This window comes from Halanaeroarchaeum sp. HSR-CO, assembly GCF_024972755.1.
GTDB lineage: Archaea > Halobacteriota > Halobacteria > Halobacteriales > Halobacteriaceae > Halanaeroarchaeum.
The window spans coordinates 1,310,197-1,325,555 of sequence record NZ_CP087724.1; the positions used below are offsets into that span (position 1 = coordinate 1,310,197).

Sequence of the window (15,359 nt, forward strand, 5' to 3'; positions counted from 1 at the left end):
GATAGCTGTGGTACCGTCCGGTCCGTCGTAGCGGTCGTGCATCCGCTCGGGCTGACTGTACTGATCGAATTCGACAGCTCCGGTTCTCGATGTGCCACTTGCTATCGAGGATCACTTGCAGAGGGTGCAGACCGGGACTGATCTCCGCTATCGGGACACGTTTCGCGGTTCGACCTGTCGGGGAGCGGTGGGAGACGGGGGAGGAATCTGGCCCAGGAGCGCAAATCGCCACCGGCTAGTTGGACAACGGATTCGGAACACTCACCGCTGAAATATACCACTTCGCGGACGTCCTCGTGTCTGTGATCCGGTTCATGAATGGTTCGCGGCAATCTCCATACCGGTCAACGATGTCCTCCGTTGCCCGGTTTCGGGGAGTTCGAGACGGATCGTCGCGCGAGTTCCCGACGACGTTTCGTCGATCGCGATGGTACCATCCGCGTTTTCGACGAGTAATTTGACCAGCCACAGACCCGTCCCACTGAGATGTGCGAGGGGTGCTTCTTCGTCGGATTCGAGTGATTGTAATTCGTTGTCGGGGATGCCGGGACCGTTGTCTTCGACGATCAAGGTGGGTTCCTCCGTGCACGTCACACGAACGGACAGCCACGGGTCAGCAGCGTCGTTGTGTTCGACTGCGTTTTCCAGGAGATTGTCGACGGCCAGTGAGAACCCATCAGAGACCCGGGCCCGGCACGGTGACACGACGTCCAGTTCGACGTCGACACTGGGATATCGTTCGAGGAGAGACGCTACCGACTCATCGACGACTGTAGCCAGGTCCCGCACCTCGGTTTCCGATGTTCCCGTGTATTGGCTGATGAGGTGTGTGTTGGTGCTCGTCTTGAGGAGACTTTCCGCCGAATCGATGATGGTCCGAGCGTGTTGGGCTCGATTGTCCGACAGTTCGTCTTCGAGTATCTCTCCGTATCCGGTGATCGTGGTCAGGCTGTTCCGTATGTTGTGACGGAGGACGCGCGAAACGATCTGCTGGGTGCGTTCGCGTCGCTCCAACTGCTGTTCGTACTCGATTCGATCGAGGGCCGACTTCGCATTCGCCGCGAGAACGGACGCCATGCCGACGTCCGATCTATCGAACGCATTCACCTCCGTTTCGATGACGCTGAGCACGCCGTACTCGCCGATTGGGATGTACATTCCCGACGCGGCCGATTGCCGGTCGTAGCCGTCGTCGAGTCGATCGAAATCCGGATACACAATCGGTTCCCTCTGACCGAAGGCCCGAGCGACGGGATTATCGTCCGGATCCAGGGGATAGTTCTGGCGGGATCCCATAAGGGTAGACGCCGTCTGGGAGACGACCTTCGGGACGAAAACGTCACTTTCGAGGAGCCGAATGACGGTATTCGAAAAACCGAGAATGTCCTTCGTGACGTCGGCGGTAAATTGCATGACGTCCTCTCGATCGTTGGTGTTCATGATCGAGCGTGTGGCCTCGAGGAGGTCTTTGATGCGTTGTTCGCGGGTCCGATTCTGGACCGACTGCCTCCGCCGTCCGAGCAGCGAATAGACACACCGAACGAGGACTCGTTTGGTGACTGGCCTCTCGAGTTCGACGTTGACGAGGAGGGGTTCGTTCGACGGGACTGGCTCAGACAGGTCGACGGACAGGGATGCTCCAGGCTGTCGAATGACCACCACCGGAACGAAGACCGGGTGAGCCGCCTCGACATGCCCTCTGAGCGGCTGAATATACGTCGGCAGCGCCCGATTATCCACGATAAATAGGTCTGCGTCCCGAACGTGGTCGGTGGTGAGAATCTGGAAGTCGTTTGCGAGTAGCTCGGATACCGTCCGGGCGAACGTGTCTTCGAGTGTCAGGATTTGTACAGTCTTCTGCCCGGTGGTCTGTCGTCGATCCAAATTCGAGAGTTCGTCGACCAGTTTCGCTTCGTCCATTCTCAGTCCTCTGAATGCTCGCAATCACCGACGCGCCCACACTCCAGCACGTCGGTACGGTTGGTAACGGTTCGTCGAGGTCGAGTTCGGGCTCCGCGCAGTTCGTGGTACATCGACCCGAATGTTTCACCATGGATTGAACCAGCCGGGTCGTCGGTTGCTGGTTCGGCCCGACCGAATTCGTGCAACTGTTTCGTCCATCTGATACGCCGCTGCCGTGGTGTTCGTATCCGCAGTCAGGCGTTGATGGCGTCGGGATCGACCCAGATGGAAAACTCGTCGTCGCGTTTGAAGACGCCGTTGACGGCGCCCTCGCCGACCGTCTCGTCGAGGTGGTCGCCGTCGACGGTGGTCACCTGGTAGACGTCCTGGATGAGCCACCCGACGGGTCGGTCTTCGGACTCGAAGACGACGACGTATTTTGGTCGTGAGCCGGTCTTTCGGCCGAGTGAGACGCGCGGATCGACGATCGTGGTCGTCTCGCCACGGAGGTCCATGACGCCCACTACCTCGGGTGACGTGTTCGGTATCTCGGTGATCGCGCCGTCGTTGGTGACGATCTCGTCGACGGTATCGAGGGTGACGCAGTATCGCTTGCCTTCGAGGTCGAACTCCAGGACTTCGTATCCGGATTCGGTGGCGACGGCCATCGACGATCACTGCTCCTCGACGACTTCGTCGAGTCCCTGGTTCACATCATTCACCATGGCGGTCTGTTCCTCGATGGCCGACCCGATCTCGTCGATCTCGTCAGTGATCCGATCGGCGTTTTCGCGAGTCTGTTCGACCATGCTGGCTACTTCTTCGGAGGACGCGGCCTGTTGGTCGGTCGCACTGGCGACCTGTTCGATGGCGGCGGAGACCTCCTGGACTGAGGAGGTAATATCGCCGAGATTCGAGATGGCGCGGTCGACTTCGCTGACGCCGTCGTCGACGTTCTCGTTGGTCTTCTGGAGACTCGTATTGGCGGCTTCGACGCTCTGGTGTATCTCGTCGACCATCGCTTCGATGTCCTCGGCTTCTTGTTTGGACTGTTCGGCGAGGTCTTTGATCTCCTCGGCAACAACCGAGAAACCCTGTCCGGCTTCGCCGGCCCGTGCGGCCTCGATAGAGGCGTTGAGCGCGAGGAGATTCGTCTGGTCGGCAATGTCGTTGATAACCTCGACGATGTCGTCGATTTCGCCGACGCGGTTTTGAATCTCCTCGAATCGTTCGGTGAGGTCGTCGGAGGAATCCTCGATTTCGTTCATCGCGTCGAGGGCGGACTCGGCCGACTCCTGGGATTCGGTCGCGAGTTGGCTGACGCTCTCGCTTTCGCTGGCGACTTCCTCGGCCGAGGATGCGATCTCTTCGACGGAGGCGCTCAGATCGGAGATTTCGTCGACGACCTCGTCCATGCCGGATCGCTGTTCGCGGGCTAGCTCGACGACCTCGCCGGAGCGATTCGCTATCTCCTGGGTCGCCTTCTCCAACTCGGCGATGGCCGTCTGTACCTCACTGGCCGTATCGTCGTCGTAGTTCGCGTCTTTGTCGATGTCCGCTTCCACGTCGGCGACCGCCTGCTCTTTCGATGACATCTTCGAATAGTATGTCAAACCATTGGTGAATAAGGATAATGGGCAATTGATGGGGTACGACTGAGGCAATTCGTCTGGTCCCCAAACATCGTTCGAGAGTACCGACACCGCAGGGATACCGTAGTGCGTCCCAAATGTAAATTTAAATAGATACAACGCGGATATCAATACAATGAGTTCGACAGCTACGGAGATACCAGAGCTCATTCAGTCGGCAGTCGACTCCCTCCCCTTGAACCTGGCAATTCTCGACGAATGCGGCGAGATACGGTGGACCAATAGTGCGTGGCGGGAATTCGCCACACAGAACGATGTCGGGATGGCTACAGATATGGTCGGTGTCAACTATCTCGATGTCACAGCGAACGCCGAGACCACGTACAGCCGTGAGGCTGAAGCATATCTCGATGCCCTCCTGTCGGGAGAAATCAAAGAATTCGAACATGAATATCCCTGTCATGGCCCGAACGAATTTCGCTGGTTCTTGATGCGGGCCGTCGCATTCACGGCGAACGAGCGACGCTATGCTGCCGTCGCACACGTCAATATCACCGAGCGAAAACTGCGCGAGCGGGAACTGAAGACGTTCCAGGAGTCCCTCGACCGGCTGCTACAGCGAATCGAGGGGCTGGTCGAAGACATCATGGAGGCGCTGGTGCGTGCCAATAGCCGCGAGGAGATAGAGGCGTTGACCGCCGAACGGTTCGCCAGCGGGAACGAGTACGGGGCGGTCTGGTTGGGTCGCTACGACGAGGTCGACGACCGCCTGACGGTGGTCCAGGCGTCTGGGGACCAGGTAAACGCCCACGAACCGATCGACCTCGGGGAGAACACGAACGCCGTCCAGGCGCTCCGTGATGCCATCGAGAACCAGACTGCGCGTGTCGTCGAGAAAAATAGCGGATTGCCCGACGTGTCGCGGGCGGACGAGCGGGCCGTCGTCGTCCCGCTATCCTATCGATCGACGACCTACGGCGTTTTAGTGGTCTCTATCGACGAGAACGATCTCGTGGACCGTGAGCGGCGCCTGCTGCAGCAGCTAGGTTGTTATATCGGCGCCGTCATCAATGGCGTGTTGACAAAACAGACGATGGCGACGGACACCGTCCTCAACGTCGCCGCTGGAATCCACGACGAGGGTCTTTCCCTGATCGACCTGTCCGCAGAACTGGATTGCGTCTTCAAACACAGGGCGACGACGGTCGATGGGGGAGACATGCTCACACTTGCGCGTACCGATTACCAGGACGCCGAGAAACTCGTCGAGACCGCCGAAAGATACGACGACGTCGTCGCCGCCAAGACGATAGTTGCGGACGATCGCGGCTGCGTCGTGCAGTTCCAGCTGACGGACTCGCCGCTGTGCTCGGTGCTCGTGGAGACGGGGGCGCGGGAGATGTCGATGGACGCCCATCGCACATCGCTCGACATCGAGTTCCAAGTGGGCACCGAACGAATGGCCCGGCAGGCAATTACCGCCCTCCGGGAGACCTACGAACGAGTCGAACTGCTGGCCTTCCACGAGGTTGACGACCCAGTACAGACGGATCGGGGGTTCCGCGAGAAGTTGCGCGCCCGACTCACCGAACGCCAGCTAACTGCGCTCCGCCGGGCCTACGTTAGCGGCTTCTTCGAGTGGCCCCGCCGCGCGGATGGTGAACAACTCGCAGATTCGATGGGCATCGTTCCGTCCACCTATCACCAGCACCTCCAGGCTGCAAAGCGAAAGCTGGTGGATGAGTTCTTCGAGGAGTAGCTATCGATCCCCGGCTGAGAGCCGTCAGGATTCGAGATGGCTCGAGACGTCACAACCGACCGGCTCGCCCCCCCCCCTCCTTGGTGGCGGACATGGTTTACAGTGTGACAAAGTCCGTGACTCGCCACGCGATGGGAACGAGCGAATGGCTTTTCGGCACGTACACCATCGGCTACAGTATGAAGGGGGCCGTGGTCCTCGCCGGCGGATACTCCACCCGGTTCGGCGATGCCGACAAGGCCGTCGCCGACGTCGCCGGTGAGCCGATGATACGACGCATCGTCTCGACGGTCGCCCCCGTCGTGGACGAAGTGGTCGTCAACGCGAGGGAGGAACAGCGATCGGTCATCGACGGAGCCCTCGTCGACACCGGGTTCTCCTATCGATTCGCATTCGATGCGGTCGCCGATCGTGGGCCCCTGTCCGGGATGGTGCGTGGATTCGAGGCCGCGGCTGCCGACTACACACTCGTCGTCGCGTGCGACATGCCCTTCGTGGAGCAGGGATTCGTCGAAACGTTGTTCGATCGGGCTGCAGGGGCGGATGCTGCGGTCCCCATCGAGCAGTGCGGTGACGAGCAGTGGCTACAGCCGTTACAGGCAGTCTACGACACCGAGCGAACGCTATCAGTGGCGCGGCGGGCCCTCGAGGAGGGGATCACCAGTCCCGCGACGGCAATCGGTCGGCTCGATATCGAGACGATATCCGTTGCCGATGCGTCCGCGGCGGACGATCGGTGGACGCTGAAGAATGTCAACTCCCCGCACGACCTTCGAGAGGCCGAGCGATACTTCTCGGGGACCCCCGTCACGGACGTCTAACGGTCGGCGGCCTTGCAGGACGTCCGGGGACGCCTATCTGACGCTGTACTCGGCCTCTCGAATCTGTGCACATCTGTCGCCACGGAGGCCGAATCGACGCCATTGATAGCGAACGAAGAGTTTGAACGCGTCGTATCCGGTCGTCGCACTCGAAAATCCGATCAGCGATCCGTCGTCCCGATACGAGAGGATGTCGCCCGTCGTGCGGATGATCTCGTCCCAGTCGTCCGGGGAAAATCCGGTGACCATCGACGCCATCGCGACGTTTCGGCGCACCTCCTCGCCGATCGCCGACTTCCAGGACCGGTTATACCGGTCGAGGGAATCGGTCGCGGCGAGGCGACCGGCGATCTTGCCGGTTCGCATGGCGACGTGGTCGCCGCCCTCGTGGAACGCCGAGGTCGCACCCATCGCACCACCGACCACGGCGACGTTCGCGTCCGTCGGTGAATCGACTGGCTGGGTCGAGGAGATCGGATAGGTCTCCGTCCCCCTGGTCTTGCCGTGGCCCGATTCCACGACGGGAAAATCGGTCTCGATGTCGTACTCGTCTCCGTAGAGTTCCTCGAGGAGTCGGCGCACGTACACGCGACCGTTCGGTATCCGCTCGTCGTCGGCGTGCAACAATTTGTACGATTCCCGGTCGTCAAGCGCGTCGATGTCCATTCCGATCGGCATCGTCAGACCGACACGGGCGACGGTGTCTTCGTTCGGGAATACCCAGGGGTAGGCCGTCTCTCCCGGCATCCACCCCCACCAGAAGACGATACTCGCAGGGTCGAACAGTTCCTCGGGGAACTCCCGGTACTCCTGATAGGCGATGTGATTGGCGGTCCGGGGGTTCAACACGGTCGATGCCTTCCGGTGCGCGGGAAGGAACTGGTCGAGGACCGGCATCGTGACCTGTCGCTGTGGTCCGTCGGCGAGGATCAACTGTGAGGCGACGATCTCGGACCCGTCGGCCAGACGGAGGGTATGTTCCGGCGTGCCGGTCAGGTCGGTGTCCACGGATTTGACACCCGTTCCCACTCGGTATTCCGCCCCCGACGCGACGGCTCGATCACGCAGGTAATCATCGAGTCGAGCTCGGTGGAAGGTGAACCCGAACTCGTCGTACGAAGAAGGGATACCGGTTCGTTCGATCGACACGCGCTCGTTCGGTCCCACGAACTCGGCACTGTCGAGCACCCTGAGGATGACGTCGTCGGGCAATGCCTCGACGTCGAGGTCTGCGATGTCGACCCAGTAATCGAGGAAACCAGCCGCATCGGTCGAGTCCGGTCCCAGCCGGTCTCGGTCAGCGCGCGGGACCCCCTTTTCGATGACGACCGCATCGGCGCCTTTGTCAGCGGCCGTGTGGGCCGCGGACGACCCTGCGGGTCCCCCGCCGACGATGGCTACGTCCACCCGTTGCATATCCTCACGGTGGCCCATTCACCGTATAAATCGTTCGCCACGGGACTGCAAACCCAAATGCCTACGTGTTTCGGGGGAGAACAGCCGTCGATGAGTGCCCCGTCGTCGTTCGGAAGTCTCACCGTCTTCGACGGTATCACGTCCACCGACGGCAGATTGGCGGTGAGTGTCGGCATCATCGTCGCTGCGGTCGTCTTCTCCCAACTGGCCCTCCCAGGGCTGGTGTCGCTGGGCAGACGTCTCGTCGCGGCCACTATCGTTCGAGGGCCCGTTCGGAACCGCGTCGACCGACTCGCGAAATGGGCCCCCTGGTGGGCGACCGAACGCCTCCTCGTTCAGTTCTTTCAGGCAGTCCTCACCGTCGGTACGGCAATCGGCGTCCTCCTGGTCTGGGGCCAATACGACCTCGTGCTCGGCGCGGTGACGGCCCTCTCACTTTCGGTACCGGTCCTCGGTCAGATCGGTATCACCATCCTGTTGTTCATCCTCGCGTGGATCGCGGTCGATTTCCTGGACTCGTGGCTCGATCACGTCACCGAGCGATCCGAGCAGTTCAGCAAACACCAGGAGGAGATCGCATTCAGAGTCATCCAGATCGTCCTTTTCACCGGGGTCTCTCTCGGTGCGCTCACGATGTGGGGAATCGACCTCGGCGGTCTCCTCGTCGGGGCCGGGTTCCTCGGTATCGTCGTCGGTATCGCTGCACAGCAGACGCTCGGGTCGTTGCTCGCCGGGTTCGTGTTGATGTTCTCGCGCCCCTTCGAGATCGGCGACTGGGTCCAGATCGGTGAAGAGGAGGGTATCGTGACGGACATCACCATCGTCAACACGCGCATGGAGAACTTCGACGGAGAAATGGTCGTCCTCCCGAACGACACGGTCAGTAATTCGACTCTCATCAACCGGTCGATGAAGGGACGCCTCCGGCTTCGAGTGGAGGTCGGCATCGATTACGACGCCGATCCCGAACACGCACAGGACGTCGCCGTCGATGCACTCTCGGACGTCAATCAACTCCTCTCGGTACCGCGCCCCGTCGCCGTGACGAGTCGGCTCGGCGATTCGGCGGTGGTTCTCGAACTACGGTTCTGGATCGATAAACCGAGTGCCCGCCGTCGGGCGAAGGCGACGAGCGCCGCCGTCAGGGCCGTAAAATCCGCGTTCGAGGCGGAGAACATCAAGATCCCGTATCCCCAGCGAGAACTCACCGGTCGCCGCGAGGCAGGTGGATTCCGCGTCATCGACAAATCGTCCGGCGCCGACGATCGGTGATCCATCTCGACAGACGAGTGTTCGGTCCGTCTCGCCCCGTCAGTCCATCTCGACGGTCGTCTCGACGTATTGCACCGCCTCCTCGGGGGTCTCGACGTGTTCGATCCCCGGAAGGTCGTGCGTGTTCAGACCCGCGATGGGTTTCCCGAAATCCAGTGCGTGACCAATTTCGGAGAGCGTTCCCGGGCCGCCGTCGACGGCGACCACGGCGTCGCCGTTGAGCGCGATCAGGACGTTTCGTGCATTTCCCAGTCCCGTCGCGATGACGGTATCGACGTAGGGGTTCGCTGCTTCCCTATCCGCTCCGGGGAGGATGCCGATCGTCGAGCCGCCCCGTTCGGCGACCCCACGTGCGGTCGCCTCCATCACACCCGTGAGACCGCCACAGAGGACGGTGTGACCACGATCCGCGAGTCGGTTGCCGAGTGTTCGAGCGGACTCGTACGTTTCCTCGTCGACCGTCGAACCGCCGATAACGCTGACGCGCATAGTCGAGACGACACACCGCTCCTACTCGGTCGTTTCGGGCACGGACCGTCGTCGTGCCCCAACCGTACGGTGGTCGATCAAACGGGTATGAACGTGGGCCGTCTCGTGGTGTCGCTCTCGTGGATATACGTCATCCCGCTGGTCCTCGTCATCGTGGCGGTAGTGGAAACATCGCGACGACGAGCATCGGCGGTCGAACGGGTAGCTATCCGAAGAATCCGAGAACGATTTCGACGGCCGACAAATTACCGAAGACGGGGTGGTCGTTCCCGTTGGAACTGGCCGGACTGCCCTGGTGCCCGTTCTGCCCACGCGTCTCGTTATCGGTAGAGCCCGCGCCCTGTCCGAAATGTTCCGTGTTGGCTCGCTCGTTCGAACGGTTCGCAGTGTCACCGCCTGGTGACGAGGATGAATCGTCGGACGGCTGACTAGACGTCGCGTTCGTCGCATTCGGAGGGCCGGACCCCTCCGTGGATTCGTTCTGTCCCGGTGTCTGTCCCGGGCCGTCGCCCCGTTCGGCACTCGACTGCGGTCCGTTACCGTTTCCAGGGCCGTCCTCGGCGTGGCCGGGGACGGTCTTCGGCGGTCCTGTCGGTTGGCCCGCTCTCGGCCCTACAACGTGTGCTGCGATGTCGGCTGCTCGCGGACTCGTGGCGTTGCGAGTCCGATTCTCGAGTTCGGTGAGGTCGCTCCGGTTCAGCCCTCGGGCTTCCAGTGCGGCCGGTGGGAGGGTTCGACTCTTGACGGTGGTCCGGTTCGCCAAATGCTCTAGCGACTGGATCCGGGCCGTAAGCGACGTCATCTTCCCCTGATAAGTGTCATCCGAGATAGTGTCGTTCCGGTACGCCGCCTCCAGGGTCTCGGTTTCGGTCTCCAGCGTCTGGAGACGGTCCTGGATCCGTTCACTCGACCGGGCGACGACTGTCGCCTTCGATTCGTTCGAGGCTGCCGTGTCGAAGGACTTCTCGAACGTCTTCGATTCGACCGTCGCGGCGTGTTCGGCCTGTTGCGCACCGATGACGCCGGCCAGTCTGGCCCCGGGCGCGATATTGCCAGCCGATTCACCGTCCGTCTCCGTGGTCGGGTCGCTCGTCGTCACGTTCGGCGAATCGTTCGTCGTTCCGTTCGGTTCACCTGTGGTCGTCACATTCGACGCTTCGGTCGGCGTCTCGTCTTCGGCGAACAGTGGCCCCGGTGTCGGCGACCCCGAGATGGCTGTCGCGGCCGAGACGGCACCGACTCCCCCAACCATCGCTGCAACGATCAACATGGCCGTCGACAGCACAACCACTCGGTTCATGGAAGTTGCTTTGTCCCCTCCCCTCTTATATATCAACGTCCGTACGCGCGAATTTCGGCCGATTAAGCCGAGTTTGGCCACGACGGTCCGGGCGACGCCTTCGCTCATGAGTCCTCATCCTCCGGGAGTTTCACCACGTTCTCCCGACCGATCCGGAACTTCTCGATCGATTCCGCGTCGGCCATCGAGGAGAGGACCTGACTGGTCTTGGCCTCGGTCCAGCCGAGACCGTCGACGATCTCCTGCTGTTTCGCGCGGCCACCGTGCTCGACGAGGAAGCGCGTCACACGCTCCTCGTTGCTCAGCAGCTCCTCCGGCGTATCCTCCGTATCCTCCGCTGGGGGCGGTGTCACGCCGTCGTCTGGACCGGGTGCTGTCGCAGTCGGTGTGGATGGTCCCTCTCCATCGGTCTCCTGTGATCGGTAGTACCAGACCACGATGAAGACCAGCGCGAGGAGGACACCGAAGACCATCGCGAGGAGCAACATCGCGTCCGTCGAGCCGTCCGTCACACCGGGTGCCTCCGTCGTCACAGTCGTCGTGACGGCGCTACTCGGTTCCACGACGACCAGTGGTTCTGGGTCGTCACTCGAGAACTCGATTGGCCCCTCCCACGTTGCCGATTGGGCACGTTGATCGGTGGGTGTCGGCGAGACGGTCGTCGCCGTATACGACTCGGGCCACGTTATCGTCATCGTCGTCTCTTCGTCGAGAAAGAGCCCACGCAGGGCATCGCCAGCACGGATCGTCTCACCCTCGGTGGCCGCGAACCCGTTCCACACGAACGTATACGTCATGATGCCGTATGTCTGGGGCAATTCCTGAATGCTGGCCGTGACCTCGAAATCCCTGGCGTCCATCGACCGGCCCGTCTCCGATTCGGCGTTCGCTACCGTCGAGTTCATCCGCGTTGCGAATCTGTCCACGTACGCCGAGGAGTTGTTCTCCACGTCGGTGACGATGTCCTCGTACGCTGCGGTCTCGTTCTCGTCGGTTAACCGCACGCGATACTCGATCGTCCACTGTGCGCTCCCGTCAGACTGGAGGTCAATGCCGATATGGACGTAGTCGGGATCGACATCGGCCTGTTGAACAACTGCACCCTGACTGGCGCCTCCGACGGGGGCGACCGTCGCTGCGAGGACGACGAACACGACGAGGACCCCAAGTACCTTCCCCCGTTTCATGGAACTACGTGCGTACGGAATGGTTGATAAGATTTTGCTGTTGCCGGTGTTTGTCAGACGACCGCATGCTCTGGATGGTGGTCACTTGAGTCCCCATCGCTCGACGAACGCCTGAACCGATTCAGCGTGCTCTACGGTGTCCCGTGCCTGAGCCTGGATCTGGTTCTCGTGCTCCAGTGCGCTCCGCCAGTCACGGCCGATCCCGCCGTGAATAGCCTCTCTGATGAGTCCCACGATCCTCGTGGGCTGGTCCGCAAGCGTATCGAGCATGTCATCGACGATATCGTCGAGTTGGTCCGCGGGAACGGCGTCGGTGACGAGACCGAGGTCTGCGGCCTCGGTACCGTCGAAGAACTCGCCGGTCAACGCCAGCCGTTTCGTCTCACGCAATCCGATGAGATGGGGCAGGAGGACCGATCCACCGGTGTCGGGGACGAGTCCGACCCGGACGAAGGCCACGCTGAATCGGGCATCGGTACTCGCGTACGCGAGGTCACTGACGGCGACCAGTGAGAGTCCAGCCCCGATGGCGTCGCCCTGCACCTTCGCCACGATGGGGACGTCTGCCGTCATAGCTGCTTCGACTACTCGCCCGAAGGTGTCGGCGATCCGCTCGAACTCCGCTCTGACATCGGTCCCTCTGTTCTGCATCGCCACGACGTCACCACCGGCGGAGAAGGACTCGCCGACGCCTTCGAGGAGGATCGCGTAGTGGTCTGCTGGCTCGGCCGTCTCGATAGCATCGGCGATGTCGGCGGCCATCCCGAGCGTAAGGGCGTTCCGGGCTTCGGGCCGGTCGATCGTGATACGACGGAGTCCGTCGTCGTCGGAGACGGTGATCGGCATGTCCCGGGTTTCGACGGGGGCCGTGATAACGACCGGGGGTGGCGAGCTATCGGAGCATCGACGCCGGTTACACGAGTAACTGGACGTCCGATTTGGCCATGTTACGGAGGGCGTGGGCGGCCCCGACGCCGGTTGTCACGCCCTCGATGAAGTCGTCGTCCTCGTAGTCCATGAGATCCATCGTCATCTGGCAGGCCTGGAACTCCACGCCGACGGCCATCGCCCGCTCGATGAGTTCCGGAACGGTGTCGGTGCCGACCTCGTCGATCTGCTTTCGCATCATCCAGGTCGTCGCGGCGTCCATTCCCGGGAGGACGGCCAGCAGGTTCGGGATAGGCATCGCCGGATTGCCGACCGAGGACATCTTGAGATCCTCGTGTTTGTCCTCGTGGAGCATGTCGAGCGCCCAGAAGGAGGCGAAGACCGTCACGTCCCAGTCGAAGGCACCGGCAATACTGCTCAATATGAGCGTCGGATACGCCATATCGAGGGTCCCGCTGACGGCGACGATTGTCATCTTCGTCGTCCCATCCTCCTCGTTTTCGATCGCCAGTCCATCGACCTTGGCTTCGAGGGCCTCGATCTGTGCTTCGAGTTCCTCGACAGACGGTTCGTCGTCGGTCATCGTCTGTCACCTTCACAGCACGGCGGCCGGCCCGGAATCTCGGAGTTCGCGAGTGATCCATCCACGACTGCGGCGGTGGTATACATGTATGGTCTCACCTGTTGTGAACGCTACGTACACGTACGGGGTGGTGTCGGTAAAAATGTGCAACCAGATTATACACACCTGAGACTGGCCGAAATGCGCTTTAAACGGTATCTGGCAAACACCGTGGTTTTGGACGATAGTGGACGTCATGTGGGAAAATTCGCCCCGTCTCGGCAGACGGGAGTCCGACCCAGCTAAGGGCATTCGGGCCCTACGTCGAGCTGATGGCCGCCGTCGCGATAACCGGGTACCAGAACAGCGGGAAGACAACGTTAATGGAACGACTCGTCGCTACCCTGACCGACCGAGGCACCGTCGCAACGGTGAAATCCATCCATCACGACGTCGAGGTGGACACGCCAGGCAAGGACACGTATCGCCACCGCGCAGCCGGGGCCGACGCCGTGGTCGGATTGACTCCGTCACTATCCTTTCAGGTACGGGTCGAGGGGACCGATGACGACCGCGACCCAGACGACAGCCTGGACCGTGGACTCGACCTCCTCGGCGACGAGTACGATTACGTCCTTGCCGAAGGATTCAAATCGGTAGACGTCCCGAAGGTCCTGGTAGGTGACATCGAAGAATCGGCCGTGAGGGGACGGATCCTCGCGAGGGTTTGTGATCCGGAAACCGCCGATCTCGACGTGATACTGACCGCCATCGACGAATTACTCAACGCCCAGTAAGAGACGGATCGGTCGCATCGAGGGAGACGAGCGTCCGAATATACAATCGACACGTCCCGGTACGTTGCCGGTCTTCGACCCGTTGTAAACGATGTGCAAGATAGTGAACTGACCACACAACCCTTTTTGGTATCCCCCCCGTAGAGAGCGTATATGCCCGAATCGATGAGCGAATATCTCTCGCGGGATATGCAGTGTGAGGGATTACTTGAGTGTATGCACGGTCTGAAGACACTCGATAAGGAGGTCTTCAAGTCACTGACGAACGCCGAGGAACCCCTCACCGTCGACGAAATTGCAGACCGTGTCGACCGCGAGCGTTCGACGGCCTATCGCGCGGTCCAGCGACTCCTTTCTGCAGGGTTCATCACCAAAGAACAGGTCAACTACGAACAGGGCGGCTACTATCACGTCTACAAACCGACCGACCCGGACGCCATCGCCGAAGACATGCAACGACTGCTCAACGACTGGTACGCGAAGATGGGCCAACTCATCTCGGAGTTCCGCACGAAGTACGACGGCGAAACGCCGCCACCCATCGAACGGTGAACCCGCGGGAATTTTGTAAGCGGAGCCTCCAGCGGAAACCATGGCAGCCGTACCGCCGTCGAACGACGATGGAGAGGACCCCGAGGCCATCGCGTTTGGGATCCCCGCCGTCGACGACCGGATTCGTGGTGCCGACGTCGACTTTCCACTCAGTGCCGACGAGCTCGTCGAGACACTGGACGACCCCGAGATACCCTACGACCCTGGCGGTCGGTCCATTCGGCTCTCCGAGGCCATCGAACGGGCCGATCAATCCCGATTCGAGTCGCGTCGCGAACTGTTGAACGCGCTCCATCCGGTTTTCGAGGAGGCTCGAGAACGCGGCGGGTTCCGGGTCTGGCTCAGACGACTGCTTCCCCTGTAGTACGATCAACACTTTTGCCCGCGTGTGCACAGAGAGAACGCATGACCGAGACGTTTACCGTCGAGACCGAGGGCACTGTATCGGTGACCGACGTCACCGACCCCGTGAAAAAGCAGATTCCCCTCGAGGTCGAAGCGGGACTCTGTACAATTCACGTTCCCCACACCACCGCCGGAGTCACCGTCAACGAAGCGGAGTCACGCCTGATGACCGACATCGAGACCGCAGTGTCCGCGTTGTTCGCTGACGAGCGAGACTACTGTCACGACGAGATAGACGACAACGCCGTCGCACACTTGCAGAGCATGCTCCTCGGGTCGAACGTGACGGTCCCGATCACCGCTGGGGACCTCGCCCTCGGAACCTGGCAGTCGATACTCCTCTTCGATGGCGACGGACCGCGGACCCGGACCGTCTCCGTCACGGTCGTCGACCGCACCTAGCCGCCAGCCGAGTCT

16 protein-coding genes are annotated in these 15,359 nt (G+C 61.4%); 7 read left to right on the top strand and 9 right to left on the bottom strand.

Translation table 11 applies throughout. The annotated features are described in order from the left end of the window. Positions 1–312 precede the first annotated feature (312 nt). From HSRCO_RS06775 to HSRCO_RS06785, 3 genes are all read right to left on the bottom strand, one after another. Entirely contained in the window at positions 313–1,920 is a 1,608-nt protein-coding gene (locus HSRCO_RS06775; RefSeq protein WP_259519684.1) for an ATP-binding protein, read from the bottom strand. A gap of 236 nt (positions 1,921–2,156) precedes the next feature. Then, positions 2,157–2,570: a chemotaxis protein CheW gene (locus HSRCO_RS06780; protein WP_259519685.1), complete on the bottom strand. Its 414-nt coding sequence runs from the start codon at positions 2,568–2,570 to the stop codon at positions 2,157–2,159. Positions 2,571–2,576: 6 nt separating this feature from the next. Beyond that, positions 2,577–3,497: a methyl-accepting chemotaxis protein gene (locus HSRCO_RS06785; protein WP_259519686.1), complete on the bottom strand. Its 921-nt coding sequence runs from the start codon at positions 3,495–3,497 to the stop codon at positions 2,577–2,579. 172 nt (positions 3,498–3,669) lie between these two features. Here HSRCO_RS06785 and HSRCO_RS06790 point away from each other — a divergent pair, with 172 nt between their 5' ends. Both HSRCO_RS06790 and HSRCO_RS06795 read left to right on the top strand, forming a co-directional pair. Beyond that, positions 3,670–5,253: a bacterio-opsin activator domain-containing protein gene (locus HSRCO_RS06790; RefSeq protein WP_259519687.1), complete on the top strand. Its 1,584-nt coding sequence runs from the start codon at positions 3,670–3,672 to the stop codon at positions 5,251–5,253. A gap of 131 nt (positions 5,254–5,384) precedes the next feature. Then, positions 5,385–6,074, top strand: coding sequence for a molybdenum cofactor guanylyltransferase (locus HSRCO_RS06795; RefSeq protein ID WP_259519688.1), 690 nt, complete (start codon positions 5,385–5,387; stop codon positions 6,072–6,074). Between the two features lie 33 nt (positions 6,075–6,107). Here HSRCO_RS06795 and HSRCO_RS06800 read toward each other — a convergent pair whose 3' ends face one another. After that, complete coding sequence (locus HSRCO_RS06800) at positions 6,108–7,490, bottom strand: NAD(P)/FAD-dependent oxidoreductase (protein ID WP_259519689.1); 1,383 nt, start codon at positions 7,488–7,490, stop codon at positions 6,108–6,110. A 90-nt stretch (positions 7,491–7,580) separates the two neighbouring features. On the opposite strand from HSRCO_RS06800, the gene HSRCO_RS06805 reads away from it, so the two are divergent. Next, positions 7,581–8,762 carry a mechanosensitive ion channel family protein gene (locus tag HSRCO_RS06805; RefSeq protein ID WP_259519690.1) on the top strand — a complete coding sequence of 394 codons (1,182 nt, stop codon included), beginning with the start codon at positions 7,581–7,583 and terminating at the stop codon, positions 8,760–8,762. Between the two features lie 39 nt (positions 8,763–8,801). Here the strand turns inward: HSRCO_RS06805 and HSRCO_RS06810 are convergent, their stop codons facing one another. The 5 genes from HSRCO_RS06810 to HSRCO_RS06830 form a co-directional block, all read right to left on the bottom strand. Then, positions 8,802–9,251 (bottom strand): TIGR00725 family protein, encoded by a 450-nt coding sequence (locus tag HSRCO_RS06810; RefSeq protein ID WP_259519691.1) that lies wholly within the window; start codon positions 9,249–9,251, stop codon positions 8,802–8,804. Between the two features lie 205 nt (positions 9,252–9,456). Further along, complete coding sequence (locus HSRCO_RS06815; RefSeq protein WP_259519692.1) at positions 9,457–10,551, bottom strand: hypothetical protein; 1,095 nt, start codon at positions 10,549–10,551, stop codon at positions 9,457–9,459. 104 nt (positions 10,552–10,655) lie between these two features. Then, positions 10,656–11,738, bottom strand: coding sequence for a hypothetical protein (locus HSRCO_RS06820; protein ID WP_259519693.1), 1,083 nt, complete (start codon positions 11,736–11,738; stop codon positions 10,656–10,658). A gap of 81 nt (positions 11,739–11,819) precedes the next feature. Then, positions 11,820–12,578 (bottom strand): enoyl-CoA hydratase/isomerase family protein, encoded by a 759-nt coding sequence (locus tag HSRCO_RS06825; RefSeq protein ID WP_396266427.1) that lies wholly within the window; start codon positions 12,576–12,578, stop codon positions 11,820–11,822. 73 nt (positions 12,579–12,651) lie between these two features. Next, the gene (locus HSRCO_RS06830) at positions 12,652–13,209 is read right to left on the bottom strand and encodes a DsrE/DsrF/DrsH-like family protein (RefSeq protein WP_259519696.1); all 558 of its coding nucleotides are present in this window, start codon (positions 13,207–13,209) and stop codon (positions 12,652–12,654) included. A gap of 311 nt (positions 13,210–13,520) precedes the next feature. On the opposite strand from HSRCO_RS06830, the gene mobB reads away from it, so the two are divergent. The 4 genes from mobB (at position 13,521) to HSRCO_RS06850 (ending at position 15,344) form a co-directional block, all read left to right on the top strand. After that, entirely contained in the window at positions 13,521–13,985 is a 465-nt protein-coding gene (gene mobB / locus HSRCO_RS06835) for a molybdopterin-guanine dinucleotide biosynthesis protein B (RefSeq protein WP_259519697.1), read from the top strand. A 153-nt stretch (positions 13,986–14,138) separates the two neighbouring features. Beyond that, positions 14,139–14,537, top strand: a complete 399-nt coding sequence (locus tag HSRCO_RS06840) for a helix-turn-helix domain-containing protein (RefSeq protein ID WP_259519698.1) — start codon at positions 14,139–14,141, stop codon at positions 14,535–14,537. 40 nt (positions 14,538–14,577) lie between these two features. Beyond that, entirely contained in the window at positions 14,578–14,901 is a 324-nt protein-coding gene (locus HSRCO_RS06845) for a hypothetical protein (protein WP_259519699.1), read from the top strand. A 41-nt stretch (positions 14,902–14,942) separates the two neighbouring features. Beyond that, positions 14,943–15,344 carry a secondary thiamine-phosphate synthase enzyme YjbQ gene (locus HSRCO_RS06850; RefSeq protein WP_259519700.1) on the top strand — a complete coding sequence of 134 codons (402 nt, stop codon included), beginning with the start codon at positions 14,943–14,945 and terminating at the stop codon, positions 15,342–15,344. Positions 15,345–15,359: the final 15 nt, after the last annotated feature.